This is a genomic window from Streptomyces sp. NPDC090088, assembly GCF_044747345.1.
Lineage (GTDB): Bacteria > Actinomycetota > Actinomycetes > Streptomycetales > Streptomycetaceae > Streptomyces.
Genome location: NZ_JBIVDZ010000002.1, coordinates 647,224 through 672,900, shown reverse-complemented (window position 1 = coordinate 672,900; position 25,677 = coordinate 647,224). Strand labels below are relative to the sequence as shown.

The following is a 25,677-nucleotide window of genomic DNA, read 5'->3' as shown; positions in this document are numbered from 1 at the left end:
GGGATCGAACCGAGCCGCATGATCGACGCCATGAGATTCGTAGGTGGCGCCAACATGCCGGGTCCATCGACAGGGCGGCTCAACGCAACGCGACCGTTCGGCGTGCTCACGATAGAGAGCGACAGCCTCGACCTTCGGGTCCGCTTCTTGCGCCCCTTGGCGAAGCTGTTCGGCGTCACCCCGCTGGAGTGCTCTGCCCAGGACCTCGCCGACGTGTTCCCCTGCCGTGGGGTGTTCGGCACGCCAGGCGTGGGGTTCCGCACCAAGGACGGGCGCCGCTTCTACTTCTGGACCGGCCAGATCCAGGCGGTACTCGAAGTGTGCCGACAGCAGGGCTTCAGCGTCTCGACCGAGGAACAACAAGTCACCTATAACAGCTGACCAGCAGTACCTCGACAAGAACCCGGCGGGTTACTGCGGGTTGGGCGGGACGGGCGTGTCCTGCCCGATCGGCGTTGCCCCTGCGGGGGGTTGATCGAACAGCGGCTCGGTATCGGCGTCGAGTGCGTCGAGCACCGCGTCGCCGTGCTCTCTCGCCCACTCGGTCAGCATGTGGATCGGATCGATCAGCGTCGCCCCGAGCGGGGTGAGTTCGTACTCGACGCGGGGCGGCACCTCGGCGTGGGCGTGGCGGCGGATGAGTCCGTGCGCCTGGAGCCGTCGGAGCGTCTGGGTGAGCACCTTGCGGGAGATGCCGCCGATCAGCTCGATCAACTGGCCATGGCGCACCGGGCCCTTGCTGAGGCCGTAGAGCACGACCACCGTCCACTTGTCGGCGATCAGCTCGACCGCCAGACGCGCCGGACAGTCGGCGAGAAAGGGATCGCCGGGACCGAAACCGCTCATGGCACCCAAGGTACCCGCGCCACAGGTACCTGCCGGTTCCTGTCGGAAACCTAGCCTGGGTGCTCTCCCCCTCCCTTCCAGAGCCAGGAGAGTCATGCGCGTCATCACCCAGCAGTCGCTCGGCGGTCCCGAGGTGCTCACCATCGCGGACGCGCCCGAACCCCGGCCGCTTCCGACCGAGGTTCTCGTCCGCGTCAGGGCGATCGGGCTGAACCCGCTGGAGGCGCGGCTGCGCGCCGGCGAGTTCCCGCTGCTCGGCCGGCCGCCGTTCGTCCTCGGCTGGGACATCAGCGGTGTGGTCGAGGAGGCGTCGCAGTCGTGGCGGTTCAGGCCAGGCGACGAGGTGTTCGGGATGCCGCGGTTCCCGCAGGCGGCGAACGCGTACGCCGAGGTCGTGTCGGCGCCTGCGCTGCATGTGGTGCGGAAGCCGGCGTCGCTCTCGCACGTCGAGGCGGCGGCGCTGCCGATCGTCGGGCTGACGGCGTGGCAGGGCCTCGTCGACCTCGGCGGCGTGCGGGAGGGCGACCGCGTCCTGGTCCACGGCGGTGGTGGCGGGGTCGGCCACGTCGCGATCCAGATCGCGAAAGCACGCGGCGCGCACGTGATCGCGACCGCCGCCGGGAGCAAGCGGAAGTTCGTCGAGGGGTTGGGTGCCGACGAGGTGATCGACTACACGGCGGTCGACTTCACCGAGGCGGTCCGCGACGTCGACGTCGTGCTCGACACGATCGGCGGCGACACCGTCGAGCGGTCGCTCGAAGTGCTCCGCCCGGGCGGTCACCTGGTGACGGCGGTCGCCGAGGAGGATACGGAGCTCATCGCCAGGTACGAGGCGGCCGGCATGCGCTTCAGCGGCATCGGGGTCGACCCCGATCCGGTCGCTCTGCGAGGTCTCGTCGAACTCGTCGAACAGGGCAGGCTCCGGGTCCACGTGCAGGAGACGTTCCCGTTCGAGCGCGTCGCCGACGCGCATCGACTGCTCGACGCCGGTCACCTCCAGGGCAAGCTCGTCCTCACCGTCTGATCCCCTCGCGGGGCCTCGCCGTCCCGATTCGGCACAGGAGGTGTTCGCCTCCATGACGCGCGCTCAGATCGCCCCGCCTTCGCGAGCGCTCGGACTCGGGGGCTCGGAGGCTCGGGGGCTCGGAGGCCCGGGGCGCCGGTGAGCGGGCGGAGGCACTTGCCCCCGCCCGCCGGGTGATCAGGGAGCGTCGATCAGGCCGTACTTCGGCACGGTCACCGTGCGGGCGCCCGGCGTGCCGCCGAGGACGACCTTGCGGTACGTGACGTTGTTGGCGGTGCTCCGCTCCTTGAGCCGGTTGTCGGGGTTGGCGATGACCTGGATGTAGTAGGTGCCGTTCGGCAGGCTCGTGACGTCGAAGGACTGACCGGGCCGGTACTGGCTGTAGGTGTCGCCGTTGCCGACGTCGAGCACCTCGCGCACCGAGATGGCGGTCTCCTCACCGCAGGCGGTGGCGAGGTCGGTGTTGTACGGGTGCCAGTTGGCGTTCTTCACCGTGTAGTCGATGGCGTCGGTGTTGGCCAGGCAGAACGCCTCCTTGCCGCTGCGGACGATCTCCTTCTTGTCCGCGCCGAGCAGCCGGTAGCTGGCGAAGTCGCTGAAATGCCAGTGCTGGTGACCCTCCCGCGGGTCCCACTCCATGGTGCCGGTGGGCGTGTACCCGACCTGCTTGCCCTTGGCGTCGTAGAAGTACTGGTAGGCGTCCATCTTCTCCGCGCCGGGCTTGCGGAACCCGTCGACGACCAGCGGCGAGGGGCCGCCGTTCCAGACGGTGGCGCTGAAGGCGAGGTAGTCCTTGCCGGCTACGGCACCCTCGCCGCCCTCGTCCCCGTCGGTGATCGCGATGCCGTACGCGGGGAGGGCACGCAGGTCGGGCTTGGGCACGTCGGCGGGGACGGCCGCCCTGCCGGCCGGGCGGCGGGCGGCCGGCTTCGGGCTCTTCGACGCGCTCTGCTGCCCGCGCTGGGCGCCGGCCAGGCCCTGGCCACCGCCGGAGTCCTGCTGGCGGACCGTCACCTTGATGGTCTGGGTCTTGTCCGGTATTCCGAACAGGGTGCGGTACTTCTTCGCCACCGACACCTTCGCGGTGTAGACGCCGGCCGGCAGGTCGATCGCGTCGTCCCCGCGGAAGCCCTGGGACGTGGCGGCCGCCCAGCCCTTCTCGACACCCCACACCCCGCCGAGCGTGAACGGGTTGCCGGAGCAGCCGTCCGGGTACTTCGAGGTGGCCGGGGCGTCCGGCCGGATCCGGCCCGCCCGGTTGTTCGGGCAGAACGACTGCGTGGTGTCGACCTTCTTCACGCCCGACGCGTCGCTGATGCTGACCTTGAGGAAGCCCGGCAGGCCCGAGAAGTCCTTCACCAGGCCCTTCGGCAGGGTCTTGGTCACCGTCCGGCCGCCGGAGCGGATCACCTGCGACGCGACGACGGGGTCGTTGTACGACTTGCGCGTCACGCGCATCTCGAACGGTCCCCCGTCGACCGTGATGTACGTGCCGAGGTCCAGGTAGACCCCCGGCTCCCCTTCCCATCGGTCGACGGTCACCGCGGGGGCGGCGGCGATCAGCGCGAGCTTCGGCGTGCCCGCCGGTGTCGCCGCCCCCGCGCCGGGCGCGGCGAGGGTTCCGGCGGCGCCGACGGTGAGGGCGGCAGCGGCGATGAACGCCGAACGCCGTAAGGCATTGGGGTGGTGTCTGGTCATGGGTGCTCTCTCCGCGTCTGGTCGGGACGAGTCGTGCACGTTTCACAGGCACAGCGGGAGTTTCTTGTGTGCCATCTGTGAAAAGGGCGAGAAGCCGACTCGGGTTGCCTGCCGACCGAAAGTCGCGGACCGGTACGCGGCTTTGTCACGGCTCGACTCCCCCGCGCAGTCCCCACTCGTCCAGGCCCGAGTAGACGAGCGCCCTCCGGCCCCGGGGGAAGGACAGGCACTCGGCCTCCCCGGAGTAGATCGCCACCAGTGAGTCCCGTCCCCGCCACCAGGTGTCCGCGAGCCCCCTCACCTCGTGCACGGGCTCGTAGCCGTCCAGGGCGATGCCGTCGACGTCGTCGCCGGTGACCCTGGTGATCTGCCTGGCCCACATGGACGCGTGGTGCGCCAGTGCGAGCGACTCGATCCATCCCTCGACGGTCGCGTGCAGGGGTGTCCACCGCTCGGCCTGGATGCCGAACTCATCGCCCGGCCCGATCATGAACGAGTAGGGCACGGCGGTCCGTTGATCGCCTGCCTCGAAGCACCACCCTTCGGCCGACGACCCTTCGGGCACGTCGGGATGGAAGTACTTGGGACCCCCCTCGTACACCGGAGCGGGCGGCAGACACAGGCCGCCCCAACGCTCCTGAAAGGCCGCCATCCGGTCGATCACCGCCGGCGGAACCTCCCGGTCGAGCCACCACTGCCTGTGCTCCGCCACCGGCCGGACACCGACCTTGACGCCGTGCACACCGACGAAATACCGGGCCCTTCGACTCAGCCCGTCCGGCCCACCGTTGACCAAGCGACGCTTCCCCCTCTGCATCCCCACATCAAAAACCGGTGGCCGTCCGTACGGACCGGGCCGACCCTGTACCTCATGGAACGACCGCACCACGAGATCCGTGCAACCTACGAAGCATCCACCATCACCGTCTACCAGGCCTACTCTCCGGCACTGGGCCTGCCCGCCGTCCACGAGGGCCGTTTCCCCGCCGCGTGGAAGCGGGACAGGATGACGTGGGTCAAGCCGTCGTTCCTGTGGATGATGTACCGGTGCGGGTGGGGCGCGAAGGAAGGGCAGGAGACCGTTCTGGCTGTCGAGATCAGCCGTGACGGCTTCGAGTGGGCGCTGCGCAACGCGTGCCTGTCGAGCTACGCCCGCGGGGTGCACCCCGACCGAGCCACCTGGCAGCGTCAGTTGAAGCGGGCGCCCGCTCGCGTGCAGTGGGACCCGGAGCGGGATCTGCGCCTGCGGCCGCTGCCGTACCGGTCCTTGCAGCTGGGGCTCTCCGGTGAGGCCGTACGGCGCTACGCGGACGAGTGGACGGTCGCCATCCGCGACGTGACCCCGCTCGCCCACGAGATGCACTCCCTCGTCCGCAGCGGTGACCTGGACTCCGCCGCCCGCCTGCTGCCCCAGGAACGTCCCTATCCCGTCGGAGACGCGGGATTCGCCCACCTCAACGGATGAAGGGCCACACGACAGCTCCGGCCCGGCGGGACGTCGGCCGACCCACGCACTCCACGGCCGTCGGAACGTGTCGCACCGGGACGGGACTCGGCAGGTGCCGCGTATCCGTCGCGGCTGCGACCGATCGCTGCCGTCGCCGTCCGGCAGGCCTCCTCCGGCGGAAAAGCCGCAGGTAGTATCCGCGAGCGCCTTGGCCTCGCCAGGCTGCTGAACCAGGTGGGTGGGAGATTCCTCGATGTCGTTTCGACTGCGCGCTGTCCGCGCGTTCGCTTTGCTGGTCGGCTTCTTTCTGATGGGCGCGGTCCTGCTGTCGGCCATGGCGGTACTCGACTGGCTGCTGATGACACGTCTGTTCTCCGCGCGGGCGGCCTGGCTGGAAGGCATGGTGGTGACCGTCACCGTGCTGCTGGCGGTGGCGATCGTGCGGGGCATGGTCGCCTTTCTGCGGGCCGGGCGGCTCGGCCCGGTGCCGGACGCGGTTCCGGTCGCTCCTGAGGACCAGCCCGAGCTGTGGGAACAGATACGAGCCGCCGCCGAGGCGACGGGGCAGCGGCCGCCGGACGAGCTCTACCTGGCCGTCGAGGTCAACGCGGGGGTCGCCGAACACAGTCGCCTGCTGGGGCTGCTGCCCGGACGCCGCCGTATGCACCTCGGTCTGCCGCTGCTCGCCGGACTGACCGTCCCGCAGTTGCGTGCCGTCCTCGCCCACGAGTTCGGCCACTACGCGAACCTCGACACCCGGCTCGGCGGTGTCACCATGCGCGGCCGGGCCGCGGTGACGCACACGGTGGAGGCCTTCCAGCAGGGCGGCACCAGGCTGCACTTCGTGATCGGTTCCCTGTACGTCGGTTACGCCCGGATGTTCCTGCGTACCTCGCAGTCCGTCGCCCGCCACCAGGAGTTCGCCGCCGACCGGACGGCCGCCCGGTACGCGGGGCGTGACACGACGGCCGCCGCCCTGCGCGTCATTCCGGTGCTCGACGGCGCGTACGTCCACTACCTGGAGACGTACGCCGGGATGGGCGGGTCCCAGGGAGCGCTACCGCCTGTGGGTGAGGTGCACGGCGGTTTCCGACGGCTGCTCGCCGCCCGTACCGGGGAGCGGCTCGCCGAACTCTCCGCCGGGCGGCGTCCGCCGCGCCCGCATCCGTACGATTCGCACCCGCCGACAGCCGAACGGGTCGCCCTGATCGAGAAGCTGCCCACCGACGACCGGCCCGACGAGCGGCCCGACGACCGGTCCGGCGAGTCGGCCGACGGGCCGGCGGCGCTGACCCTCCTGCGGGACCCGGACCGGGTGTTCGCCGCGCTGGAGGAACGCACGCTGTCGCAGGAGGCGGCGCTCCTGCCGCGGCGGAGTTGGGACGACCTCGTCATGGCCCGTGCGGTCGAGGACGCCGACGGCTGGTCCCGGCCGCTGCGGGTCGCCGTGGCCAGGGCGCTTCGCTCGTCGGCGCAAGGTGCTGAGGGAACGGTGCCGGTGCGCCGGGATGCCGCGGCCGAGGATGCGGTGAACGACCCGCTGCCAGGCTTGGAGGAGATACTCGACGCGATCGACCACGGCCTGCTGTGGATGGATGTCGCCGACCGCATGCCCAAGCCGTACCAGGCGTCACGACTGACAGGACCGTCCGCCCGCAACTTCATTCGGCCCAAGCTCTTCGACGGGCTCGCGGGCCTGGTCCACCTGCGACTCGTCGAGTCGGGACACGCCGGACCGGACATCGGCTGGTCGGGGGAGCCGGGACTCTTCCTGCCCGAGCCGTGGGAGAAGGGCATGGACGACGCCATCGACGCGGCCGTCGCCGACACACCCGACACCGCCCCGCTGCGCGCCCTGCTCACCGGCCCCGACCGCGTCTCCGCATAGCCGGCGTACGGCCGGGAGGCCGGGGACTGTGCGGATGCCTGGTGGCGGGGAGCCGGCTCGTCGGTGGCCCTGTACTGCGGCGCGGCCGCATGTCCCGCAGCTCCCCGGTGTCGCGCCACGCTGATCGGGTTCGAGTCGTGGTCCCCGCTCGGGCGCTGTCGGAACTGGCCGGCCTTGCCCGGGAGTCCTGCCCGCTGGTCCAGCGGGCAGGGCCGGGTCGGGGGCCGAGCCGAGGGGGCCCGGCTCGATGCCGGGCCCCCTCGGCTCGGTGGTTCAGTCGGTGCGGTCGCCGCACTTCGGCTCGGCGAGGGTGTGGTGCGGAGCCGTCGGTTTCGGCGGGGTCGGCTGGAAGTAGTGGTCCAGAGCCCAGGCGGCGACGTGGGCGCCGGCTCGGCAGCCGGCCAGGTCCGCGGTGCGGGAGTGGACGCCGCCCCACACGCGGGCGTCGATGACGTCGCGGTTGAAGTCGTCGGCGGATCCGTAGAACCGCGTGGTGCCGGTGGCGTCGGAGGAGACGTGGAGGTCGATGTGCGAGGTGCCGAGGACGCCGGTCAGGGCGCGGGCCACGGCGGCGGCGACGGTCGTGTGGCCGGCGACGTAGTCCGGGTGCGGCGGGGTGACGAGCAGCGGCTCCCAGGCGGGGTCCGCCGTCGTCGCGGGGTTGCCGTCGGTGTCGGCGAGGCGGATCGCGGTGATCGGCCGCCAGGTGGCGTAGTGGAGCTTGGCGTCCCATGCCGTGACGGCGGCGTCGGTCGCCGCCGCGTTCACCGCGGCGAACAGCCGGGCCGTCTCGGTGATGCCGAGCCGGTGCCGGGCGGCGTGGTCCCGTACGGCCGCCTGGACCTGTTCGACCAGGTTGCCGCTGAAGAAGAGGGCGGTCTCGGTCTGCTGCGCGCTCCGGCCCGAACCGGTCTTCGCGCCCATGGCCTTCAGCTCCTGGATGTCCTCGGCGTAGGCGGCCGAGGAGAGGGCGGGGGGTGCGCCGGGGCGGAACTGCTGCGGGGAGGTGAGCAGGAGAGGGCGGAGCCTGGCGAGCCAGGTGTCGATGAAGGGCTGGAACGCGGGTGGGGTGGGCCGCCAGACCCCCGGTGCCGGGGAAGCGGTGAAGGGAACGTCCGCGAACCGTCCGTCCCCTTCCCGGAGTTCGACGACGCGGGCGGCGGCGCGCTTTCCGTAGGTAACGCCCTGATCTCTGACGTGACCGGCCGGGAGCGCGGCGAGCGAGTCCGCGTAGGCGGTGTCGAGCCGCGTCTTGGCGGCGGGGAAGAAGGTGAGCAGCACGTCGTGGGCCGCGGTGGCGGCTGCCGCGGCGGAGGACGCCTTGGCCGGACCGCGCTCGTGCCACTTGTACAGGGCGTAACCGCCCTCGATCCCGACCACGGCGTTGTACACGGCGACGGAGGCGAACCCCTCCCAGATCGCCGCCTGCCCGGAGGGGCGTGGACCGAGGCCGGCCTTGATCGTGTCGGTGGCGATGGCGTTCCACTCACGGACCACGGCTGCCGGGTCCGCCGCGGTCCGGGGGTGCGCGTCGGCGGGACTTGTCGCGGCGGCGAGCGTCACGAGGGCGATGGCCGCGGCGGCGCTGACGAATCCCCGGACACGTGAACGCGGCGGAGCAGGAGGAACGGGAGGAACGGCAGGAACGGGAAGAGGGGGCTCTTGATGCACGGCTTGCTCCCTTGGGTCGAGTGCGCAAAATGCCCAAAAGGCTTAGCAATGACTCACCGGGAGAACAAGACAACTCGCCGCGAATCAGACAGGAGGAAGGGCCGTCAAGGCGCCGCCGAAGGACCGTCGAAGGGCCGTCAAAGACGCGGTCAAAGGCGGAAGGCGGTGCTCCGCCTTCCCCGCGATTGCAGATCGCGCGAGACTGCACCATGGCATTCCTGGGACGTCCGTCGCCGCCTCCGACATGGGGACCGGCCGCCACCCTCAGCGGGCACAGCAGGGCGGTGAACGCGGTGGCGTTCAGCCCGGACGGACGGCTGCTGGCCTCCGGAAGCACCGACAGGACCGTGGTTCTCTGGGATGTCACGGACGCATCCCACCCGACCCGGGCCGTCGGCCTCACCAGCCATCGCAGGGCGGTGAACGCGGTGGCGTTCAGCCCGGACGGAGGGCTGCTGGCCTCCGGAAGCACCGACTGGAGCGTGATCCTGTGGGACGTCACTGACCAAGCGCACCCGACCCGGTCGGCGATCCTCGTCCATGAACGCCCCGGCTGGCTGTTCCGCGACGGCTGGCGGCAGGGCGGTGTCCACGCGGTGGGATTCAGCCCGGACGGACGGTTCATCGCCTGCGCCAGCGACCGTACCGTGATCGTCTGGGACATCTCCGACCCGGCACGGCCCAGCCGGGGCACCCCTGTCACCCACCATCGGCATGTCTGGCGGTCAGGTCCCGTCAGGGCGGTGATGTTCAGTCCGGACGGACGGTTGCTGGCCACGGGTTCCGACGGCGACAAGAACACCGGGGTGCTGTGGGATGCCGGCGAGCCGATGCGTCCGGTCCGCACCGGCGTCGTCCGGCCGCAGGCCCGTGAATGGCCCAAGGCGTTCCTGTCGGGCGGGGCGCCTGCCGTCCATGCGGTGGGATTCAGTCAGGACGGGCTGTTACTGGCCACCGCCAGCGGGGATGTGGGCGTAGTCTCCGGCACCTACGGGTCGTGGCGGAACGGAGCCGTCATGGTCTGGGACGTCAGTGACCCGGCGCATCCGGTGAGAACGGGCACCGGCAGCCTCCCCCTGTCCGGTGGTGGGGACACGGGACAGATGTACGCGGTCGCGTTCAGCCCGGACGGACGGCTGCTGGCGTCCGGATGCGAGAACGCGGCCGTCACCCTGTGGGACGTCACCGACCCCACGCACCTCACAGCGACCGCCCACCTCACCGGCCACCGCAAGGCCGTGCGAGGTCTGGCGTTCAGCCCGGACGGACGGATGCTCGCCGGCTGCGGCGTCGACACGACGGTGAGGCTCTGGGAAACGGGCTGACGCTACCGGCATTCCCCGATACGCACGAAGCACACGATGCACAGGGTGAAGGTGCGGCCCGCACCCGCCCACGAGGCCCACGCCCTCCCGCCCGAGGAGGCCGCCCCGGCGGCGCTACGCTGCTCCGTCATGCAGAAGACGCGCCTCGACACCGCCCGGATCCGGGCGGCCCGGCAGGTGATCGACCCGGTTTTTCTCGATACCCCGCTGTACCGCTGCGAGGCGCTGGAACCCGTCCTCGGGTGCGCGGTGAGTATCAAGCTCGAGACGGCGAACCCGGTCCGCAGTTTCAAGGGGCGCGGCACCGAGGTGGTCGCGAGCCTGCTCGCCGGGCAGGGCGGGCCGGCCGTGGTGTGTGCCAGCGCGGGCAACCTCGGCCAGGCGCTCGCCTGGTCCGGCCGCGGCCGGGGGCTGGACGTGACCGTGGTGGCCTCGCGGTTCGCGACCGCGGCCAAGCTGGAGCGCATCCGCGCGCTGGGGGCGCGCCTTGAGCTGGTGGACGGCGATCACGAGGCGGCTCGGGAGCGGGCGGCGGCGATCGCGCGGTACGACGGCATCCGGCTGGTCGAGGACAGCCTGGACATCGAGACCTGCGAGGGCGCGGCGACCATCGGCCTGGAGCTGGTGGACGCCGCGCCGTCCTTCGACGCCGTGCTGATCGCCCTGGGCGGCGGGGCGCTGGCCACCGGGGTGGGGCATGTGGTGAAGGCCCGCGCGCCGCACGCCGAGGTGATCTGCGTCCAGCCGCTGGGCGCGCCGGCGATGACGCACTCGTGGCGCCGGCGGCGCGTCGTCACCACCGACTCGGCCGACACCATCGCCGACGGCGTCGCCGGCCGGTATCCCATCCCGGCCGTCCTGGACGACCTTCTCCTGGTCGCCGACGACGCCGTCCTGGTCCGGGAGTCATCGATCGTCGCCGGGATGCGGATCCTCCTGGACCACGCCGGCCTGGTAGTCGAGCCGTCGGCCGCGCTCGGCGTCGCGGCGGTCCTGGAGGACCGTGACCGCTTCGCCGGCCGGCACGTGGTCACCATCGTGTGCGGCGGCAACGTCGACCCGGACGCCTATCGGCGCTGGGTCACCGCGACCCCCGTACGCGAGTCCCCCGACTCCTGACACCCGCGTCCTCCCTCGCGCCCCGCTCCGGAAACGCGGTGTCAGCCCTCCGCGCGGGCGGGCAGGCGCCAGCCCGGGCGCGGGAAGTGGCAGGTGTAGCCCTCCGGGTAGCGCTCCAGGTAGTCCTGGTGCTCCGGCTCGGCCTCCCAGAAGGGGCCGACCGGCTCCACCTCGGTGACGACCTTGCCCGGCCACAGTCCGGAGGCGTCCACGTCCGCGATGGTGTCCTCGGCGATCCGCTTCTGCTCGTCGTCCACGTAGTAGATCGCCGAGCGGTAGCTGAGGCCGATGTCGTTGCCCTGGCGGTTCCTGGTGCTCGGGTCGTGGATCTGGAAGAAGAACTCGAGGATCGCGCGGTAGTCCGTCTTCTCGGGGTCGAAGAGGATCTCGATGGCCTCCGCGTGCGTGCCGTGGTTACGGTACGTGGCGTTCGGCACGTCACCCCCGGTGTAGCCGACCCTGGTCGCCGTCACCCCGGGGAGCCGGCGGATCAGGTCCTGCATCCCCCAGAAGCATCCGCCCGCCAGCACGGCCCGCTGCGTCTGCGCAGTCATTCCGGCTCCTCCCATATCTGTCAGCTCGGTCAGTTCGGTCAGTCACCTGCCCAGCTCAACGCGCGAGGGCCCCCCGCAATTCCGCTCGCGAGGGCGCTCGGCGCGTGGGGGGCGCCGACGGTCCGCGTGACGGGAATTCGGTTGCGTCCGCCGGTGCCGACGGGCTCAATGGCCCCCATGGCCGACATTCACGGGTCCTATGACGAACTCTTCACCGCCGTGCCCGCCCTGCTCTCCACGCTGCTCGACGAGGGGGACGCGGGCGGTGCCGTCGCCGTCTTCGTGGACGGCGAGCCGGTGGTCGACGTGTGGGGCGGGTTCGTCGACGCCGGGCGGAGTGTGCCGTGGGAGCGGGACACGCTCGTCGGTGTGTACAGCGTGACGAAGACGATGACCGCGCTGTGCGCGCTGGTGCTCGTCGACCGGGGAGAGCTGGATCCGGAGGCTCCGGTCTCGCGGTACTGGCCGGAGTTCGCCGCAGCCGGGAAGGAGCGGGTGCTCGTACGGCATCTGCTCGCGCACACCGCGGGGCTGCCCGACTGGGAGGGCCCCGTGGCGGAGCTGTACGACTGGGCCGCCGCCACGGCGCGGCTCGCCGGTCAGGCGCCGCGCTGGGAGCCGGGGACCGCCGCCGGGTACCACTCGGTCACCCAGGGGTTCCTCGTGGGCGAGGTGGTGCGGCGGATCACCGGCCGCGGCCTGGGCGAGTTCTTCGCCGCCGAGGTGGCCGGGCCGCTGGGCGCGGACTTCCACATCGGACTGGGCGCCGAGCACGACGGACGGGTGGCGCTCACCGTGCCGCCGCCCGGCAAGGACGAGAACTACGCGGCCGGCGCGGCGAGCAGCGAAGCCGCCGACGCGGCGAACGGGGAAGCGGCCGGCGCGGCGAACGGAGAATCCACCGGCTCGGCGACCGACGAAGCGGCCGACGAGAAAGGCACCGGCGCCCCCGCCCGCACCGCCACCACCCTCCGTCTCCGGGACGGCAACAGCCTCGCCTGGCGGCGCGCGCAGATCCCGGCGGCGAGCGGCTACGGCAACGCCCGCTCGGTCGCCCTCGTCCAGTCGCTGCTCGCCTGCGGCGGAACCGTCGGCGGGGTGCGCGTGCTGTCGCCGGAGGGGTGCGCGCGGGCGCGGGAGGTGCAGTTCGAGGGCGAGGACCGCGTGCTGGGCATGCCGGCCCGGTACGGCCTCGGCTACGGCCTGTTCGGCAACGCCCTCGGCTGGGGCGGCTGGGGCGGCGCCCTCGTCTGGGTGGACCCGGAGGAGCGGATGACGCTCGCGTACGTCACGAACCAGATGCGCGAACCCGCCGCCGACAACCGGGGTGTCGAGCTGGTCATGGCCGCACAGGACGGCCTCAAGGGCCTGCGCGCCTGAACGGGCCGAGGACTTCGCGGGGAGAGGGAACGGAAATGAGCGGTGGGGTCTCTCTCATCGGCGGGGGCTGGGACGCGCCCGAGGTGTACGGGCCGTTGCTGCGGGCCGCGGGCGGCGGGCGGATCGGCTGTGTGCTCGTCGACGAGGGCGACGGGGAGGAGCAGTTCGCGCGGTACGCGGGGGCGTTGCGGCGGGCCGGGGAGTGTGAGCCGGTGGCGTTGCCGGTCCCGGTGGGCGGGCGGTTCGAGGCGGATGTCCTCGTGACGGACGGCTGGGACGGGATCCTGGTGTGCGGCGGTCTGACGCCCGCCTACCAGGACGTGTTCGCCGGGTGCCTGGAGCGGCTGCCCGAGGTGCTCGCCGAACGTGGCATCCCGTACGCCGGTTTCTCCGCCGGTGCCGCCCTCGCCGCCCGGCGGGCCGTGCTGGGCGGCTGGCTGGTGGACGGCGTCCCGGTCTGCCCGCCGGACACCGCCGAGGATCTCGAGGAGGTCGAGGTACGGCCGGGGCTCGGGCTCGTCCCCTTCGCGGTGGACGTGCACGCGGCGCAGTGGGGCACGCTGGGCCGGCTGGTCGCGGCCGTGTCGCGCGGCTCGGTGCCGTACGGGGTCGCGCTCGACGAGAACACCGTGCTGGAGGTGGACGGCGGGACGGGCCGGGTCGGCGGGCGCGGACAGGTCCACCTCGTACGGCCGGTGCACGTCGTACGACCGACCACCGAACCGTCGGACGACGGCCACGACGGTCGCGCGGCGGGTGCGGTCGTACGGTCCTACGCGCCCGGCGAGTCCGTGCCGCTGGGTCAGCCGCCGCTGCCGTAGGGCCTGGTGAGGATCTCCAGGCGGTGGCCGTCGGGGTCGTCGAAGTAGGTGCCGCGGCCGCCGTCGTTGGTGTTGATCTCGCCGGGGCGGCTGTGGGACGGGTCGGCCCAGTAGGCGAGGCCGGAGTCGCGGATGCGGGTGAAGATCTCGTCGAAGTCGTCCTCGGAGACGAGGAAGGCGTAGTGCTGGGGCGGGATGTTCCCGGGGGTGTCCATGTAGTCGAGGGTGACGCCGTTGGGCAGTGCGACCGGGGCGAACGGGCCGTAGTCCGCGCCGACTTGCAGCCCGAGGACGTCGGCGAGGAACCTGGCCGACGCGTGCTTGTCGTGGGCGGCGACGATGGTGTGGTTCAGGTTCACGGTCATCGTGGGACCTCCTCCTGTCCAACGTACTCCCGGGACCGGTTAAGGTAAGCCTTGCCTTAGTTGCCGATCGGGAGAGCTAGTCGTGCGCGCATTCAGGTTGAGGGCCGTCCTGGCAGTGTCCGCCCTGTCCGTGACGGGCGGTCTGCTGGCCGGCTGCTCCTCGTCCGGCGGTGACAACGATGCCGGTGCCACCCACGGCGACGGGACCGTGAACAAGGTCGCCGGTGCCTCCGAGGGCCCCTCCGCCGCGCCGAGCGCCCTCGCCGACGGCATGGGCTCCGACACCGCGGCCGACGGCGTCTTCCCGCGCACGGTCACCCACTTCGAGGGCACGACCACCATCAAGGCCCGGCCCGAGAGGATCGCCGTGCTCAGCACCGGGCAGCTCGACGACCTGCTCACCCTCGGCATCGTCCCGACCGCCTCCACCCGCGCCGAGAACGCCGGGCTCGTCCCCGACTACCTCGCCGACGCCTTCCCGAAGGACAAGAAGAAGCTCGCCGCGATGACCGACGCGGGCACCCGCACCGCGCCCAACCTGGAGTCGCTGGCCGCCGCCGAGCCCGACCTGATCCTGGTCAACGACTCGCTCGGCGACCTCTATCCCCAGCTGTCGAAGATCGCGCCCACCGTGGTCACCGCCGGCCAGGGCATCAACTGGAAGCGTGACCTGCTGCTGGTCGGGGACGCCGTCGGCGAGGGGCAGAAGGCCCAGGAGCTGCTCGACGGCATCGTCGGCAACGCCGAGGCCAGCGGGTCCGCGCTGGACGGGCGGACCACGGTGTCCATGGTCCGCTTCACCCCCGACCGGACGCGGATGTTCGGCGTCTCCTCCTTCACCGGCTCGATCGCCGTCGACATGGGCCTCTCCCGCCCCGCGTCCCAGCGGTTCAATGCCATCTCGCAGGACATCAGCGCGGAGAAGGTGGACACCGCCGACGGTGACTGGATCTTCTACTCCGTGCAGGGCGACGCGGCGAAGACGGACGCGGCGACCGTGCTCGCCGGGCCGCTGTGGAAGTCCCTGAAGGCGGTCGAGGCCGGGCACGCCGTCCAGGTCGACGACGACCCCTGGTACCTCAACGCCGGTCCCACCGCCGCCCGGCTCGTCGTACGACAGCTCGCCGAGCGCCTCCGGTAAGTGCGCCGCGTCCTCGTCTGGCCGACGGCCGCCCTCGTGGTGGCCGTCGTCGCCGTGCTCAGCCTCGCCGTCGGCACCCGTGCCGTACCGCCGGCCACCGTGCTCGACGCCCTGCTGCACGGCGGGTCGTCACCGGACGCCCTGGTCGTACGGTCCCTGCGGCTGCCCCGCACCGAGATCGGCCTCACCGCGGGCGCCGCGCTCGGCCTCGCCGGGGCCACCCTCCAGGCGGTCACCCGCAACCCGCTCGCCGACCCCGGCATCCTCGGGCTGAGCCAGGGCGCGGCGGCGGGCGTGGTCCTCGCCGTCGCCCTCGGCGGCTCCGCGTACGGCTTCGGAGCCTACGTCTGGTACGCCTTCACCGGGGCCGTCCTCGCCGCGTGCCTCGTCTACGGGATCGCGGCGCGCGGCCGGGGCGGGGCGTCCCCCGTCAAGCTGGCCCTCGCCGGCACGGCCCTGTCCGCGATGACCGCGGGCGCCACGACCGTCGTCCTCACCTCCAGCTCCGCCACCCTCGACCAGTTCCGGTTCTGGCAGGTGGGTGCGCTCGGCGGGCGCGACGCCGGGACGGTCGTACGGATGCTGCCGTTCCTCGCGGCCGGCGCGGTCCTGGTCCTGTCCTGCGCCCGGGGCCTCGACGCACTCGCCCTCGGCGACGAGACGGCCCGCGCGCTCGGCCACCGGGTCCATGTCGTCCGGGCCTGCGCCGCACTCGGCGCGACCCTCCTCACCGCCGCGGCCGTGGCGGCCGCCGGGCCGATCGCCTTCGTCGGACTGGTCGTCCCCCACCTGGCCCGGCGGGTGGTGCGGGGCGGCGGCTACGGCCGGGTACTGCCGCTGTCCGCGCTGCTGGGAGCGGGCCTGCTGCTCGCGGCCGACGTCCTGGGACGGGTGGTGCGGGCTCCTGCGGAGGTGCCGGCAGGCGTGATGACGGCGTTGGTGGGGGTGCCGGTGCTGGTGGCACTGGTACGCAGGAAAGGGGCCGTGACGTGAGGCGTACCCGGCGTAGGGGCGTTTCGCTCACCGGCGCTGGCCGGGTGCCGCTGCGCCCACCCGTGCCGCCCCATGGGGGCACCTCCCAGGCCCTTAAGGCACTGGGGGAGGCACGCATGCCCGCAGCTAGGACGAAGTGCCCCGTAAGGGGCGCGGGGAACTGCGCGGCCAGCCCCCACCGGCCCGCGGCCATGGCACTACGGCCCCACCCCCGCTTTTCGCTCCTCCTCCACAAGCGGTCGATGATCGTCGCCCTCGCCCTGCTCGCCCTCCTCGCCCTCGCGATGACCGCCTCCGCCTGCCTGGGCCAGACCTCCCTCTCCCCCGTCACCGTCTGGCGCACCCTCCGCGGCGACGACACCCCGTACACCCTGATCGTCAACGAACTCCGCGCACCCCGCATCGCCGTGGGTGCCCTCGTCGGTGTGTGTCTCGGTCTCGGCGGAGCCCTCGTGCAGACCGTCACCCGGAACCCGCTCGCCAGCCCGGACGTCATCGGCGTCGGGCACGGCGCCGCCGCCGCGACCGTGCTCGCGCTGGCCACGGGAGCGGTCGCCTCGCCCTCCGCGATGCCCCTCGTCTCCGTCGGCGGCGGACTGGCGGCCGCCGCCCTCGTCTACGCCCTCGCGTGGCGCCACGGCATGCGGCCCGCCCGCTTCGTGCTCACGGGGGTGGGGATCGGCGTCGCGCTGTCCGCCGTCGTCCAGCTGTATCTCACGGACAGCGAGCTGGACGCGGCCGAGCAGGTCAAGCTGTGGCTGACCGGGAGTCTGAACGGGCGGGGCTGGGCGCAGGCCGGCCCGCTCGCCGTCGTCCTCGTCCTGGCCCTGCCGGGGCTGGTGTGGGCGGGCCGGGCGGCGCGGCCGCTCGGGCTCGACCCCGAGACCGCCGCCGGTCTCGGGGTCCGCGTCGACCGCGTCCGCCTCGGCCTCACCGCCCTCGGCGTGGTGCTCGCCGCCACCGCGACCGGCGCCGCCGGGCCGATCGGGTTCGTCGCGCTGACCGCGCCCCAGCTGGCCCGGCGCCTCACCCGCACCCCTCAGCTGCCACTGGTCTGCTCGGCGCTGACGGGCGCGGTCGTGCTGGTGACCGCCGACCTGGTGGCCCGCACCCTGGTGCCTCCGCTGGAGATCCCGGTGGGTGCGCTGACCTCCCTGGTCGGCGGTCCCTATCTGCTGTATCTGCTGGGCAGACGGAGGTGACTCAGATGGTCGCCGTGTCGATCACGAACCGGTAGCGGACGTCGCTGTGCACGACCCGCTCGTAGGCCTCGTTGATCTGGTCGGCGCCGATGAGCTCGATCTCGGCGCCCAGCTGGTGCTCGGCGCAGAAGTCGAGCATCTCCTGGGTCTCCGGGATACCGCCGATGCCGGAGCTGCTCAGCGTGCGGCGGTTGCCGAACACGGAGGACAGGAGGATGTGGACCGGCTCCTCGGGGATGCCGACGTTCACCATGGCGCCGTCGGTGCGCAGCAGCGACAGGTAGGCGTCGAAGTCGAGGGGGGCCGAGACCGTGTTGAGGATGATGTCGAACGTGCCCTTGAGGTCTTCGAAGGTCTTCGGGTCACTGGTCGCGCGGTAGTCGGTGGCGCCCAGCTTCAGACCGTCGTCCTTCTTGCGCAGGGACTGGGAGAGCACGGTGACCTCGGCGCCGAGGGCAGCCGCGATCTTCACGCCCATGTGGCCCAGGCCGCCGAGGCCGACGACCGCGACCTTCTTGCCGGGGCCGGCGTTCCAGTGCTTGAGCGGGGAGTACGTGGTGATGCCGGCGCAGAGGAGGGGGGCCGCCACGTCGAGGGAGAGGCCGTCCGGGATGCGGACGACGAAGCCCTCGTCGACGACGATCTTCTGCGAGTAGCCGCCGTAGGTCGGCTGCCCGTCCTTGCCGACGGCGTTGTACGTCCAGGTGGGGCCGCCGCCGGTGCAGTACTGCTGGAGGCCGGCCTTGCAGTTGTCGCACTCGCGGCAGGAGTCGACCATGCAGCCGACGCCCACCCGGTCCCCCACCGCGTACTGGGTGACACCCGGGCCGACCTCGGAGACGACGCCCGCGATCTCGTGACCGGGCACCATCGGGAAGATCGCCGTACCCCAGCCCTCGCGGGCCTGGTGGATGTCGGAGTGGCAGATTCCGGCGAACTGGATGTCGATGAGGACATCGTGTTCGCCGACCGCGCGCCGCTCGATCGTGGTCCGCTCCAGCGGGGCCTTGGCGGCGGGCGCGGCGTAAGCAGCAACAGTGGTCATGAGGGGGGTTCTCCTAGAGGTGTCTTCGCGCCCGGTCGCCTTCTTCCGCCCCGGGCACGTCTACAGACTCCTCCACGCTACGTCCGTCACCCAGCCCTCGCCTCTGCGTACGTCCGCCGTTCCTACCACTGGCGGGGTCAGGTACCTGTACGTACGACCGTGAATACTGGATGTATGGAAGACCATCCCCTGCCCTCCTCCGAACCGGCGTCCCTGGACCGGCGTGCCGAGCTCAGCGAGTTCCTGCGCACCCGCCGGGCCCGGCTGCTCCCCTCGGACGTGGGGCTGCCGGACTTCGGGCGGCACCGCAGGGTGCCCGGGCTCCGGCGCGAGGAGCTGGCGCAGCTGGCCGGGGTGTCGGTGGCGTACTACACGCGCCTGGAGCAGGGCAACGGGCGGAACGTGTCGGCGGAGGTACTGGACGCGATCGCCCGTGCGCTGCGGCTCACCGACGCCGAGCACGCGCACCTCATGCACCTCGCCAAGGGCAAGCAGCACAAGAAGAAGGGGTCGGCGCGGCCGCAGCAGGTGCGGCCTTCGCTGGCGCAGCTGCTGGAGGCGATGGACGGCGTACCGGCGTACATCGTGGGGCGCCGCTCGGAGATCCTGGCGTGGAACCCGATGGCGGCGGCGGTCTTCGGTGACTGGGGGGAGCTGCCGGCCGCGGAGCGCAACTGGGCGCGGCTGACGTTCCTGCGCCCCGACTACCGGGAGCTCTTCGTGGACTGGGAGCAGAAGGCGATCGACATCGTCTGCCAGCTGCGGATGGACGCGGGCTGCTATCCCGACGATCCCCGGCTGTCCGCGCTGGTCGGCGAGCTCTCCGTGAAGAGCGAGGAGTTCCGCCGGCTGTGGGCGACGCACGACGTCAAGGAGAAGAGCCACGGGCTGAAGCGGATGCGGCACCCGCTGGTGGGTGAGCTGTCGCTGAACTTCGAGTCGTTCCGGATGCCGGACGACGCTGACCAGGCCCTGGTCACGTACCACGCGGAGCCGGGTTCGGCGTCGGCGGACGCGCTGCGGCTGCTGGCCAGCTGGGGCACGGACGCGACCCGGGTCGCCTCCAGGCCCTGAGCCACGCTCCGCACCACGCCCCTAACCCGCGGACATGGGGAACGGCCCGCCGGAAGCCGCGCTTCCGACGGGCCGCTCGCTGTGGGTCTACTCAGCGGTCGACGCGCTCACTTGGCGTAGTACGCGTTGTAGATCGAGATCGTCGACTTGTTGCCCTTCTTGTCGGCGATCTTGGCGTGGAAGGAGATGGCCTTGCCCTTGGCCGGGTTCTTGACGGTGATCTTGCCGTGGCTGACGGTCAGCTTCTTCCAGGTCTTGCCGTAGTCGTACGACACGTACACCGAGAGGGACTTCAGGTTGCGGCCGGCGGCCGCGCCCTCGACGGTGACCGGGAACGTGACCTTCTTGCCCGCCTCGACGCGGCTGTCCAGGCCGGTCTTGGCGCCGAAGTGGACGGTGGAGGCCGGGAGCTGGGCCGGGATCACTCCGCCGGCCTTCTTGGAGTGGAAGGTCCAGCTGGCGTCGATCCGGGTGGAGGCGGCGGCGACCTTGACCGAGCGGATGACCGAGGTGGTCAGCTTGTACTCGGCGTCGGCGGACGGCACGGTGAACGCCTCGCCGCCGAACAGCGGGTCCTTGTTGGAGCCCACCTTGGTGCCGTTGCGGTACAGGGTCGTGTTCACCGACAGGAAGTCGGAGGACCCGGCGTGCTTGGCGCTGTCGGAGAACAGCGGGACCACACCGTAGATCTGGTTGCCGTCGCGGAACAGGCCGTACTCGGACGACAGGTGCGGGCCGAAGACCGCCTCGTTGAACGTGTTCCTGTAGCTCTGGCCCGCCTTGTATATCTTCGGGTCGCCCAGCGTGTAGAAGGCGTCGGCGACCGGGAAGCCCTGGGCGTCGTGGCCGGAGTACTGGGCGACGTCGAAGGCCCACTGGGCGCCGTCGACGGTGGAGACGTGGAAGGTGCGGGTGCCGGGCAGCTTCTGCTCCACCGCGTCGCCCACGACGAAGTCCTCGCCGACGATGCCCCACGGGCTGACCGCGCCGGTCTTGTTGGAGGCGGAGGCGCCGACGGTGTTCTTCACCGTGGCGAGCTCGGAGGTCTTGAAGTGCCGGACCTTGCCGCCCTGGAGCTTCTTGACCTGGGCGCTGGTGGCGACGTCGTACTCCTCCTTGTCGCCCTTGGTGAACTGGCCGCTCCAGGTCTGGGTCAGACCGCTCGCGACCTCGCCGCCCAGACCCGCGACCCGGATCTTCTCGAAGGAGTCGAAGCCGATCCCGAAGCCGATGCCGGCCGGGTCGTACATGTAGTCGATCACCGCGGTGCGCGGCTTCGCCTGGGCGTCCGGCACGGTGATGTCGGCCGCCTTGGTGGTGCGGGCGTCGATCGTGACCGTGAGGTCCCTGGTGACGCTCAGCTTCGGCTGGACCAGCCAGTCGAGACCGCCGTCGAAGGTGGTGAAGTCCTTCGCGATCCAGGCGTCGAGCAGGTACGTGCCCTTCGGCACCCGGATCGTGGTGGTCCCGGAGTCGGTCGGCGGGACGTTGATGGCCTGTCCGTTGCCGATGCCCGAGTACCCCATCAGGGCGGTGTTGTAGACGCCCGTCGGGTTGCCGTCGCGCCCGATGTGCTTGACGGTGACGCTGTACGACTGCACCTCACGCTGCACGGCGGCGGCGGTGCGGACGGTCTGGCCGCCGCCGGTCGCCGTCACGTACGCCGAGTAGGCGCCGTCGAGGGTGCCGCCCAGCTTGGTGTTGACGGTGACGTCGACGGAGGCCGTGCCGCCCGCCGGGACCGTCACCGTGCTCGCGCCCAGCGTGAAGAAGCCGGCCGGGGCCGCCGCGCCCTTGGGGTCGGTGGCGGTCGACTTCAGGGTGAGCGTCACGTCGGAGGTGCCGAGGTTGCGGTAGGTCAGCTGCTTGGTGACCGGGGTGTCGTCGGTGTGCGGCCACTGCTGCACACCGAAGTTCACCGACGAAGGGTCGGCGAGCACGGTCTGCTTGATGGCCTTGTCGACGGCGATCCGGCCCGAACCCTGCTCGAACGGCGTGTACTTGCCGCCCTTCGCGGAGCCCGTCAGGGCCGACTTCAGCTCCTGGTAGCCCCAGTCCGGGTGCTCCTGCTTCAGGATCGCCGCCGCGCCCGCCACGTGCGGGGTCGCCATCGACGTACCGGAGATGGTCAGGTAGCCGTCCGGGTTCTCGCCGACCTCCTGGTCGATGACGCTGCCCTTGGCCGCGGCCGCGGTGATGTCGACGCCGGGCGCGGTGACGTCCGGCTTGATGGAGCCGTCGGCGGCCGGGCCCGTGGAGGAGAAGTCCGCCAGCTTGTCGTTGCCGTCGACGGCGCCGACGGTGAGCGCGGACTCCGCGCTGCCCGGCGAACCGATCGACTGGGGGCCCTCGTTGCCCGCGGCGATCGCGAACAGGATGCCCTTGTCCTTGGAGAGCTTGTTGACCTCGGCTTCCAGCGGGTCGATCTCCGGGGTGTCGTAACCGCCGAGGCTCAGGTTGACGATGTCGGCGCCCTGGGCGGCCGCCCACTCCATGCCGGCGAGGATCCCGGAGTCGTCACCGGAGCCGGTGTCGTCCAGGACCTTGCCGTTGAGGATCTTCGCGCCGGGCGCGACACCCGTGTACTTGCCGTGCGACTTGGCGCCGGTGCCCGCCGCGATGGACGCGACGTGCGTGCCGTGGCCGAAGTGGTCCGTGGCGTCGGCGGCCGAGGTGAAGTTCTTGGACTCGATCACCTGGTCCTTGAGGTCCGGGTGGGTGGCGTCCACACCGGTGTCCAGGACGGCGATCTTCACGCCCTTGCCGTTGTAGCCGGCCGCCCACGCGGTGGGCGCGCCGATCTGCGGCACGGACTTGTCGAGGCTGGCCTTGCGGACGCCGTCGAGCCAGACGTGCGCGATGCCGGAGGCGGCCTTGTCCCCGTTGGTGACCGCGTCCCACAGCTCGGGCGCGTCCTTGACCGGGGTCTGCACGGCGTCGGCGTTGAGCGTCCTGAGGCTGTGCCGCAGGGTGCCCGCGTCCCGGACGTCGGCCTTGGCGGCCGCGGCGGCGCCGGTGTAGCCGACGATGACCTTCAGGCCGTTCTGCTGTGCCTTGCGGGTCGCGGACTTGTTCAACTCCGTGACGTCGAAGAGGCGTTGGTCCAGCTTGCCGGAGGCGACCAGCTGGACGGCGTCACCGGGGACGACGAGGGTGTGCCCGTCGACCTTGCTGATCCGGAACGGGATGTCCTCGCGCCCCTTGGCCCGGTCCAGGCCGACGACCCGGCCCTTGGCGTCGAGGGCGACCCGGTCGCCGGTGATGAGGGTGACGTGGTGCTTGGCGGTGAGCGAAGAGGCGGCCGCGGCGGTCGCGGCGGCGCGCTGTTCCGGCTTCGCCGAGGCCGGGCTGGTCATGCCCGCGGCGAGGGCGACGGCTGCCGCCGTGGCCACCGTGGCCGCGGCAGCCCTTTTCACTTGTCTGCGCAAGACTCCCCCTGGAGACGGTGTGCCGGGCGAATTCCCCGTTCACCCGGCCGGGGGCAGTCTCGTACGCGCATGCGTCAACCCCCCGGAATACGGAGTATGCCGGGGGGTGATCAGCGGGCTCAATAGATGAGAGGCCGGTAAGAAGAGTGCGTGAGAACTGTTACGCGCCGGGGTGAACACCGTTACACAACCGCGCGGTTGTGCGCGGGGGTTCGATGCTATGCGCCGGCGTTCTCCTTGACGGTGATCTTGCCCTTGCGGATGGTCGCCAGACGCGGGGCCTTCTTCGCGATCGCGGAGTCGTGGGTGACCATGATGAAGGTCAGCCCGTGCTCCTTCCACATGCGCTCCAGTACGTCCATGATCTCGTCGCGCATGCCCTCGTCGAGGTTGCCGGTGGGCTCGTCGGCGAGCAGCACCTTGGGCTGCTTGACCAGGGCCCGGGCGATGGCGACGCGCTGCTGCTGGCCGCCGGACATCTCGCCGGGGAGGTGGCCGAGGCGCTCGCCGAGACCGACCGACGTCAGCGCCTCGGCGGCGCGTTCCCGGCGTTCCTTGGTCTTGACGCCGAGCGGGACGAGGGCGGTCTCGACGTTCTCCTGGGCGGTGAGCGTCGGGATCAGGTTGAAGGACTGGAAGACGAAGCCGATGTTCTCGCTGCGGACCGACGTGAGCTTCGCCTCGGAGAGCTTGGCCATGTCGGTGCCGTCGAGCACGACTTCGCCGGAGGTGGGGCGGTCGAGCCCGCCCAGCATCTGCAGGAGGGTGGACTTGCCGCCGCCGGTCGGGCCCTGGATGACCAGACGGTCGCCGTCGGCGATGGTGAGATCGATTCCGTCGAGGGCACGGATCGTGTCCTTGCCCCGTGAGTAGAGCTTGGTGACGTTTCTGAGTTCGTACATGGTGGCTCCTGGAGGGTTATGGGGGTGGGGCGGTTACGTCGTCGGCCGCGGGCGGGCGGGCGGGGGTTGGTCGCGCAGTTCCCCGCGCTGGGGGTCCCCCGGCCGAAGGCTGGGGGAGGCACCCGGCCAGCGCCGGTAAGCGTCCCCACCCCCGCCCCCACCGGACGTCGGCTACTCGACGCGCCGAAGTGCATCCGCCGGCCGCAACCTGGACGCACGCCAGCCGCCGAAGGCGCCGGCGATCAGGCCGCCGGCCACGGCCAGGCCCACCGCCACTCCGATGGTGGTGACGCTGACCGGAGCCGTGAGGGCGACCTCCAGGGTCTTGGCGGCCTGCCGGCCGGGGCCACCGAAGCCGCCACCGCCACCCGGGCCGCCGCCCGTGTTGCCGCCACCGCCGCCGCTGCCGAGGGAGGCCTCCAGGGTGGGGCTGATCTCGGTGACGACGTACGCGCCCGCCAGGCCGAGCGCGATCCCGAGCGCACCGCCGACCAGGCCGTTGACCATGGCCTCGCCGACGACCTGCCGGGTGACCCGGCCGGACTTCCAGCCCAGCGCCTTCAGCGTGCCGAACTCGCGGACCCGGCGGGAGACCGCCGAGGAGGTCAGCAGACCGGCGACCAGGAACGCGGCCACGAGCACCGCGATGGACAGCCACTTGCCGACGTTGGTGGCGAGCGAGGACGCCGTGGACAGCGAGCCGGAGACGGTGTCCGCGAGGTCGGCGGAGGTGGTGACCGTCGTACCCGAGACGTTGCTCTGGATGGTCTTCTTGACCGAGGAGATCTGCTTGGAGTCGGTCGCCTTGACGTAGATCGTGGTGACCTTGTTCTTCTCGTCGGCGAGCGTCTGCGCCTGCTTCAGCGGCATGTACAGGTTGGCCGCCGCGTCACCGCTGTCGGCCGTCGCGATGCCGACGATCTTGAACTTGACCTTGTTGATGGTGACGGTCGAACCGACCTTGTACTTCTTCTCCTTGGCGTACGCCGAGTCGGCCACCAGCACCTTGCCGTCGGTCTCGGTGGTCTTGAAGGTACGGCCACTGGTGATCTTCGAGGAGGTCAGCGGGCCGATTCCGGTCTGGGTGACGTCGGTTCCGTAGACCGAGTACGAGTTGACGTCGAAGTTGGCGCCGCCGCCCTGGACCTCACCCTGCGGCTGGCCGTTGCCACCGCTCTCGGGTCCGCCCTGGCCGCCGCCGGAGTTCCCGTTCCCGTTCTGCTGGAACTGACCACGGGTGAACTGGCCGCTGATCTTGACGACGTTGAGGTTCAGCCCGCCGACCGCGGTCGCGACGCCCTTCTGGGAGCCGACCTTGGTGACGGTGGAGGAGGCGAGGGTGGTGAAACCCTGCACCATGACGCGGTCACTGCTCTGCGTGCTCGACGAGCCGTTGTTCTGCGCGTCGAAGTTGAAGCGGGGCCGCTGGGACGCACTCGTGGACGCCGACGCGGCCTTGGTGACCGTCATGTCCGTACCCAGGCCGTACAGCGACTGGAGAACCTTGTCCTGTGCCTTCCCCATGCCGTTGGACACGGAGTTGACCACGATGACCAGCGCGATTCCCAGCGCGAGGCCGGAGGCGACGACGAGAGCCGCCTTTCTGCGGCGGCGCAGTTCGCGCCTCAGGTAGGTGAAGAACATGACCGCAAGTTAGGGACGCACCGTGATGGCTCGATAAGGCCCAAATAAGAGATGCATGAGAAGGCTGTGCCGAACCCCAGAAACAGCGGTGCCGCCCCTGGGGGCGGCAC

General features: G+C 71.4%; 22 protein-coding genes. 12 read left to right on the top strand and 10 right to left on the bottom strand.

What is annotated here, in order from left to right; all coding sequences use genetic code 11:
- The first annotated feature begins 18 nt into the window (after positions 1 to 18).
- Entirely contained in the window at positions 19 to 381 is a 363-nt protein-coding gene (locus tag ACIPSJ_RS11800) for a hypothetical protein (protein WP_401345290.1), read from the top strand.
- Between the two features lie 30 nt (positions 382 to 411).
- Here ACIPSJ_RS11800 and ACIPSJ_RS11795 read toward each other — a convergent pair whose 3' ends face one another.
- Positions 412 to 846: a winged helix-turn-helix transcriptional regulator gene (locus ACIPSJ_RS11795; protein ID WP_401345288.1), complete on the bottom strand. Its 435-nt coding sequence runs from the start codon at positions 844 to 846 to the stop codon at positions 412 to 414.
- A 94-nt stretch (positions 847 to 940) separates the two neighbouring features.
- Here ACIPSJ_RS11795 and ACIPSJ_RS11790 point away from each other — a divergent pair, with 94 nt between their 5' ends.
- Positions 941 to 1,870 (top strand): NADP-dependent oxidoreductase, encoded by a 930-nt coding sequence (locus ACIPSJ_RS11790; RefSeq protein ID WP_359222219.1) that lies wholly within the window; start codon positions 941 to 943, stop codon positions 1,868 to 1,870.
- Between the two features lie 177 nt (positions 1,871 to 2,047).
- Here ACIPSJ_RS11790 and ACIPSJ_RS11785 read toward each other — a convergent pair whose 3' ends face one another.
- Positions 2,048 to 3,568, bottom strand: coding sequence for a lysyl oxidase family protein (locus ACIPSJ_RS11785; RefSeq protein ID WP_401345286.1), 1,521 nt, complete (start codon positions 3,566 to 3,568; stop codon positions 2,048 to 2,050).
- A gap of 145 nt (positions 3,569 to 3,713) precedes the next feature.
- Positions 3,714 to 4,280: a hypothetical protein gene (locus tag ACIPSJ_RS11780; RefSeq protein ID WP_401345284.1), complete on the bottom strand. Its 567-nt coding sequence runs from the start codon at positions 4,278 to 4,280 to the stop codon at positions 3,714 to 3,716.
- A gap of 159 nt (positions 4,281 to 4,439) precedes the next feature.
- On the opposite strand from ACIPSJ_RS11780, the gene ACIPSJ_RS11775 reads away from it, so the two are divergent.
- Complete coding sequence (locus ACIPSJ_RS11775) at positions 4,440 to 5,033, top strand: DUF4291 domain-containing protein (protein WP_401345282.1); 594 nt, start codon at positions 4,440 to 4,442, stop codon at positions 5,031 to 5,033.
- A 235-nt stretch (positions 5,034 to 5,268) separates the two neighbouring features.
- Positions 5,269 to 6,903, top strand: coding sequence for a M48 family metallopeptidase (locus tag ACIPSJ_RS11770; protein WP_401345281.1), 1,635 nt, complete (start codon positions 5,269 to 5,271; stop codon positions 6,901 to 6,903).
- A gap of 273 nt (positions 6,904 to 7,176) precedes the next feature.
- Here ACIPSJ_RS11770 and ACIPSJ_RS11765 read toward each other — a convergent pair whose 3' ends face one another.
- Positions 7,177 to 8,466 (bottom strand): vanadium-dependent haloperoxidase, encoded by a 1,290-nt coding sequence (locus ACIPSJ_RS11765; protein ID WP_401345279.1) that lies wholly within the window; start codon positions 8,464 to 8,466, stop codon positions 7,177 to 7,179.
- A gap of 137 nt (positions 8,467 to 8,603) precedes the next feature.
- Between ACIPSJ_RS11765 and ACIPSJ_RS11760 the strand changes: the two genes are divergently transcribed.
- Entirely contained in the window at positions 8,604 to 9,899 is a 1,296-nt protein-coding gene (locus ACIPSJ_RS11760) for a WD40 repeat domain-containing protein (RefSeq protein WP_401346226.1), read from the top strand.
- 129 nt (positions 9,900 to 10,028) lie between these two features.
- Positions 10,029 to 11,018: a threonine/serine dehydratase gene (locus ACIPSJ_RS11755; RefSeq protein WP_401346224.1), complete on the top strand. Its 990-nt coding sequence runs from the start codon at positions 10,029 to 10,031 to the stop codon at positions 11,016 to 11,018.
- Between the two features lie 41 nt (positions 11,019 to 11,059).
- Here the strand turns inward: ACIPSJ_RS11755 and msrA are convergent, their stop codons facing one another.
- Positions 11,060 to 11,572: a peptide-methionine (S)-S-oxide reductase MsrA gene (gene msrA, locus ACIPSJ_RS11750; RefSeq protein WP_359222239.1), complete on the bottom strand. Its 513-nt coding sequence runs from the start codon at positions 11,570 to 11,572 to the stop codon at positions 11,060 to 11,062.
- 177 nt (positions 11,573 to 11,749) lie between these two features.
- Between msrA and ACIPSJ_RS11745 the strand changes: the two genes are divergently transcribed.
- Positions 11,750 to 12,952 carry a serine hydrolase domain-containing protein gene (locus tag ACIPSJ_RS11745; RefSeq protein ID WP_401345277.1) on the top strand — a complete coding sequence of 401 codons (1,203 nt, stop codon included), beginning with the start codon at positions 11,750 to 11,752 and terminating at the stop codon, positions 12,950 to 12,952.
- A gap of 35 nt (positions 12,953 to 12,987) precedes the next feature.
- Positions 12,988 to 13,773, top strand: coding sequence for a hypothetical protein (locus ACIPSJ_RS11740; protein WP_401345276.1), 786 nt, complete (start codon positions 12,988 to 12,990; stop codon positions 13,771 to 13,773).
- On the opposite strand, the gene ACIPSJ_RS11735 is transcribed toward ACIPSJ_RS11740, so the two are convergent.
- Entirely contained in the window at positions 13,755 to 14,138 is a 384-nt protein-coding gene (locus tag ACIPSJ_RS11735; RefSeq protein ID WP_359222245.1) for a VOC family protein, read from the bottom strand. The genes ACIPSJ_RS11740 and ACIPSJ_RS11735 overlap by 19 nt on opposite strands.
- An 82-nt stretch (positions 14,139 to 14,220) precedes the next feature.
- Between ACIPSJ_RS11735 and ACIPSJ_RS11730 the strand changes: the two genes are divergently transcribed.
- From ACIPSJ_RS11730 to ACIPSJ_RS11720, 3 genes are all read left to right on the top strand, one after another.
- On the top strand, positions 14,221 to 15,279 hold the full coding sequence (locus ACIPSJ_RS11730) for an iron-siderophore ABC transporter substrate-binding protein (protein WP_359222247.1): 1,059 nt from the start codon (positions 14,221 to 14,223) through the stop codon (positions 15,277 to 15,279).
- Positions 15,280 to 16,272, top strand: coding sequence for a FecCD family ABC transporter permease (locus ACIPSJ_RS11725; protein ID WP_401345274.1), 993 nt, complete (start codon positions 15,280 to 15,282; stop codon positions 16,270 to 16,272).
- A gap of 191 nt (positions 16,273 to 16,463) precedes the next feature.
- Complete coding sequence (locus tag ACIPSJ_RS11720) at positions 16,464 to 17,474, top strand: iron ABC transporter permease (protein ID WP_359222251.1); 1,011 nt, start codon at positions 16,464 to 16,466, stop codon at positions 17,472 to 17,474.
- Position 17,475: 1 nt separating this feature from the next.
- Here ACIPSJ_RS11720 and ACIPSJ_RS11715 read toward each other — a convergent pair whose 3' ends face one another.
- Complete coding sequence (locus ACIPSJ_RS11715) at positions 17,476 to 18,519, bottom strand: NAD(P)-dependent alcohol dehydrogenase (RefSeq protein WP_401345272.1); 1,044 nt, start codon at positions 18,517 to 18,519, stop codon at positions 17,476 to 17,478.
- 174 nt (positions 18,520 to 18,693) lie between these two features.
- Between ACIPSJ_RS11715 and ACIPSJ_RS11710 the strand changes: the two genes are divergently transcribed.
- Positions 18,694 to 19,593, top strand: a complete 900-nt coding sequence (locus ACIPSJ_RS11710) for a helix-turn-helix transcriptional regulator (protein ID WP_359222255.1) — start codon at positions 18,694 to 18,696, stop codon at positions 19,591 to 19,593.
- Between the two features lie 107 nt (positions 19,594 to 19,700).
- Here ACIPSJ_RS11710 and ACIPSJ_RS11705 read toward each other — a convergent pair whose 3' ends face one another.
- From ACIPSJ_RS11705 to ACIPSJ_RS11695, 3 genes are all read right to left on the bottom strand, one after another.
- Positions 19,701 to 23,009, bottom strand: a complete 3,309-nt coding sequence (locus tag ACIPSJ_RS11705) for a S8 family peptidase (RefSeq protein ID WP_401345270.1) — start codon at positions 23,007 to 23,009, stop codon at positions 19,701 to 19,703.
- 230 nt (positions 23,010 to 23,239) lie between these two features.
- Complete coding sequence (locus ACIPSJ_RS11700; protein ID WP_401345268.1) at positions 23,240 to 23,923, bottom strand: ABC transporter ATP-binding protein; 684 nt, start codon at positions 23,921 to 23,923, stop codon at positions 23,240 to 23,242.
- 171 nt (positions 23,924 to 24,094) lie between these two features.
- On the bottom strand, positions 24,095 to 25,567 hold the full coding sequence (locus tag ACIPSJ_RS11695; protein ID WP_359222261.1) for an ABC transporter permease: 1,473 nt from the start codon (positions 25,565 to 25,567) through the stop codon (positions 24,095 to 24,097).
- Positions 25,568 to 25,677 lie beyond the last annotated feature (110 nt).

What these genes read in the sequence shown, in the direction of transcription:
- ACIPSJ_RS11800 (WP_401345290.1), top strand. Translation starts at nt 19, where the DNA reads ATGATCGACGCCATGAGATTCGTAGGTGGCGCCAACATGCCGGGTCCA.
- ACIPSJ_RS11795 (WP_401345288.1), bottom strand. Translation starts at nt 846, where the DNA reads ATGAGCGGTTTCGGTCCCGGCGATCCCTTTCTCGCCGACTGTCCGGCG.
- ACIPSJ_RS11790 (WP_359222219.1), top strand. Translation starts at nt 941, where the DNA reads ATGCGCGTCATCACCCAGCAGTCGCTCGGCGGTCCCGAGGTGCTCACC.
- ACIPSJ_RS11785 (WP_401345286.1), bottom strand. Translation starts at nt 3,568, where the DNA reads ATGACCAGACACCACCCCAATGCCTTACGGCGTTCGGCGTTCATCGCC.
- ACIPSJ_RS11775 (WP_401345282.1), top strand. Translation starts at nt 4,440, where the DNA reads ATGGAACGACCGCACCACGAGATCCGTGCAACCTACGAAGCATCCACC.
- ACIPSJ_RS11770 (WP_401345281.1), top strand. Translation starts at nt 5,269, where the DNA reads ATGTCGTTTCGACTGCGCGCTGTCCGCGCGTTCGCTTTGCTGGTCGGC.
- ACIPSJ_RS11760 (WP_401346226.1), top strand. Translation starts at nt 8,604, where the DNA reads ATGCCCAAAAGGCTTAGCAATGACTCACCGGGAGAACAAGACAACTCG.
- ACIPSJ_RS11755 (WP_401346224.1), top strand. Translation starts at nt 10,029, where the DNA reads ATGCAGAAGACGCGCCTCGACACCGCCCGGATCCGGGCGGCCCGGCAG.
- msrA (WP_359222239.1), bottom strand. Translation starts at nt 11,572, where the DNA reads ATGACTGCGCAGACGCAGCGGGCCGTGCTGGCGGGCGGATGCTTCTGG.
- ACIPSJ_RS11745 (WP_401345277.1), top strand. Translation starts at nt 11,750, where the DNA reads ATGGCCGACATTCACGGGTCCTATGACGAACTCTTCACCGCCGTGCCC.
- ACIPSJ_RS11740 (WP_401345276.1), top strand. Translation starts at nt 12,988, where the DNA reads ATGAGCGGTGGGGTCTCTCTCATCGGCGGGGGCTGGGACGCGCCCGAG.
- ACIPSJ_RS11735 (WP_359222245.1), bottom strand. Translation starts at nt 14,138, where the DNA reads ATGACCGTGAACCTGAACCACACCATCGTCGCCGCCCACGACAAGCAC.
- ACIPSJ_RS11720 (WP_359222251.1), top strand. Translation starts at nt 16,464, where the DNA reads ATGGCACTACGGCCCCACCCCCGCTTTTCGCTCCTCCTCCACAAGCGG.
- ACIPSJ_RS11715 (WP_401345272.1), bottom strand. Translation starts at nt 18,519, where the DNA reads ATGACCACTGTTGCTGCTTACGCCGCGCCCGCCGCCAAGGCCCCGCTG.
- ACIPSJ_RS11710 (WP_359222255.1), top strand. Translation starts at nt 18,694, where the DNA reads ATGGAAGACCATCCCCTGCCCTCCTCCGAACCGGCGTCCCTGGACCGG.
- ACIPSJ_RS11700 (WP_401345268.1), bottom strand. Translation starts at nt 23,923, where the DNA reads ATGTACGAACTCAGAAACGTCACCAAGCTCTACTCACGGGGCAAGGAC.
- ACIPSJ_RS11695 (WP_359222261.1), bottom strand. Translation starts at nt 25,567, where the DNA reads ATGTTCTTCACCTACCTGAGGCGCGAACTGCGCCGCCGCAGAAAGGCG.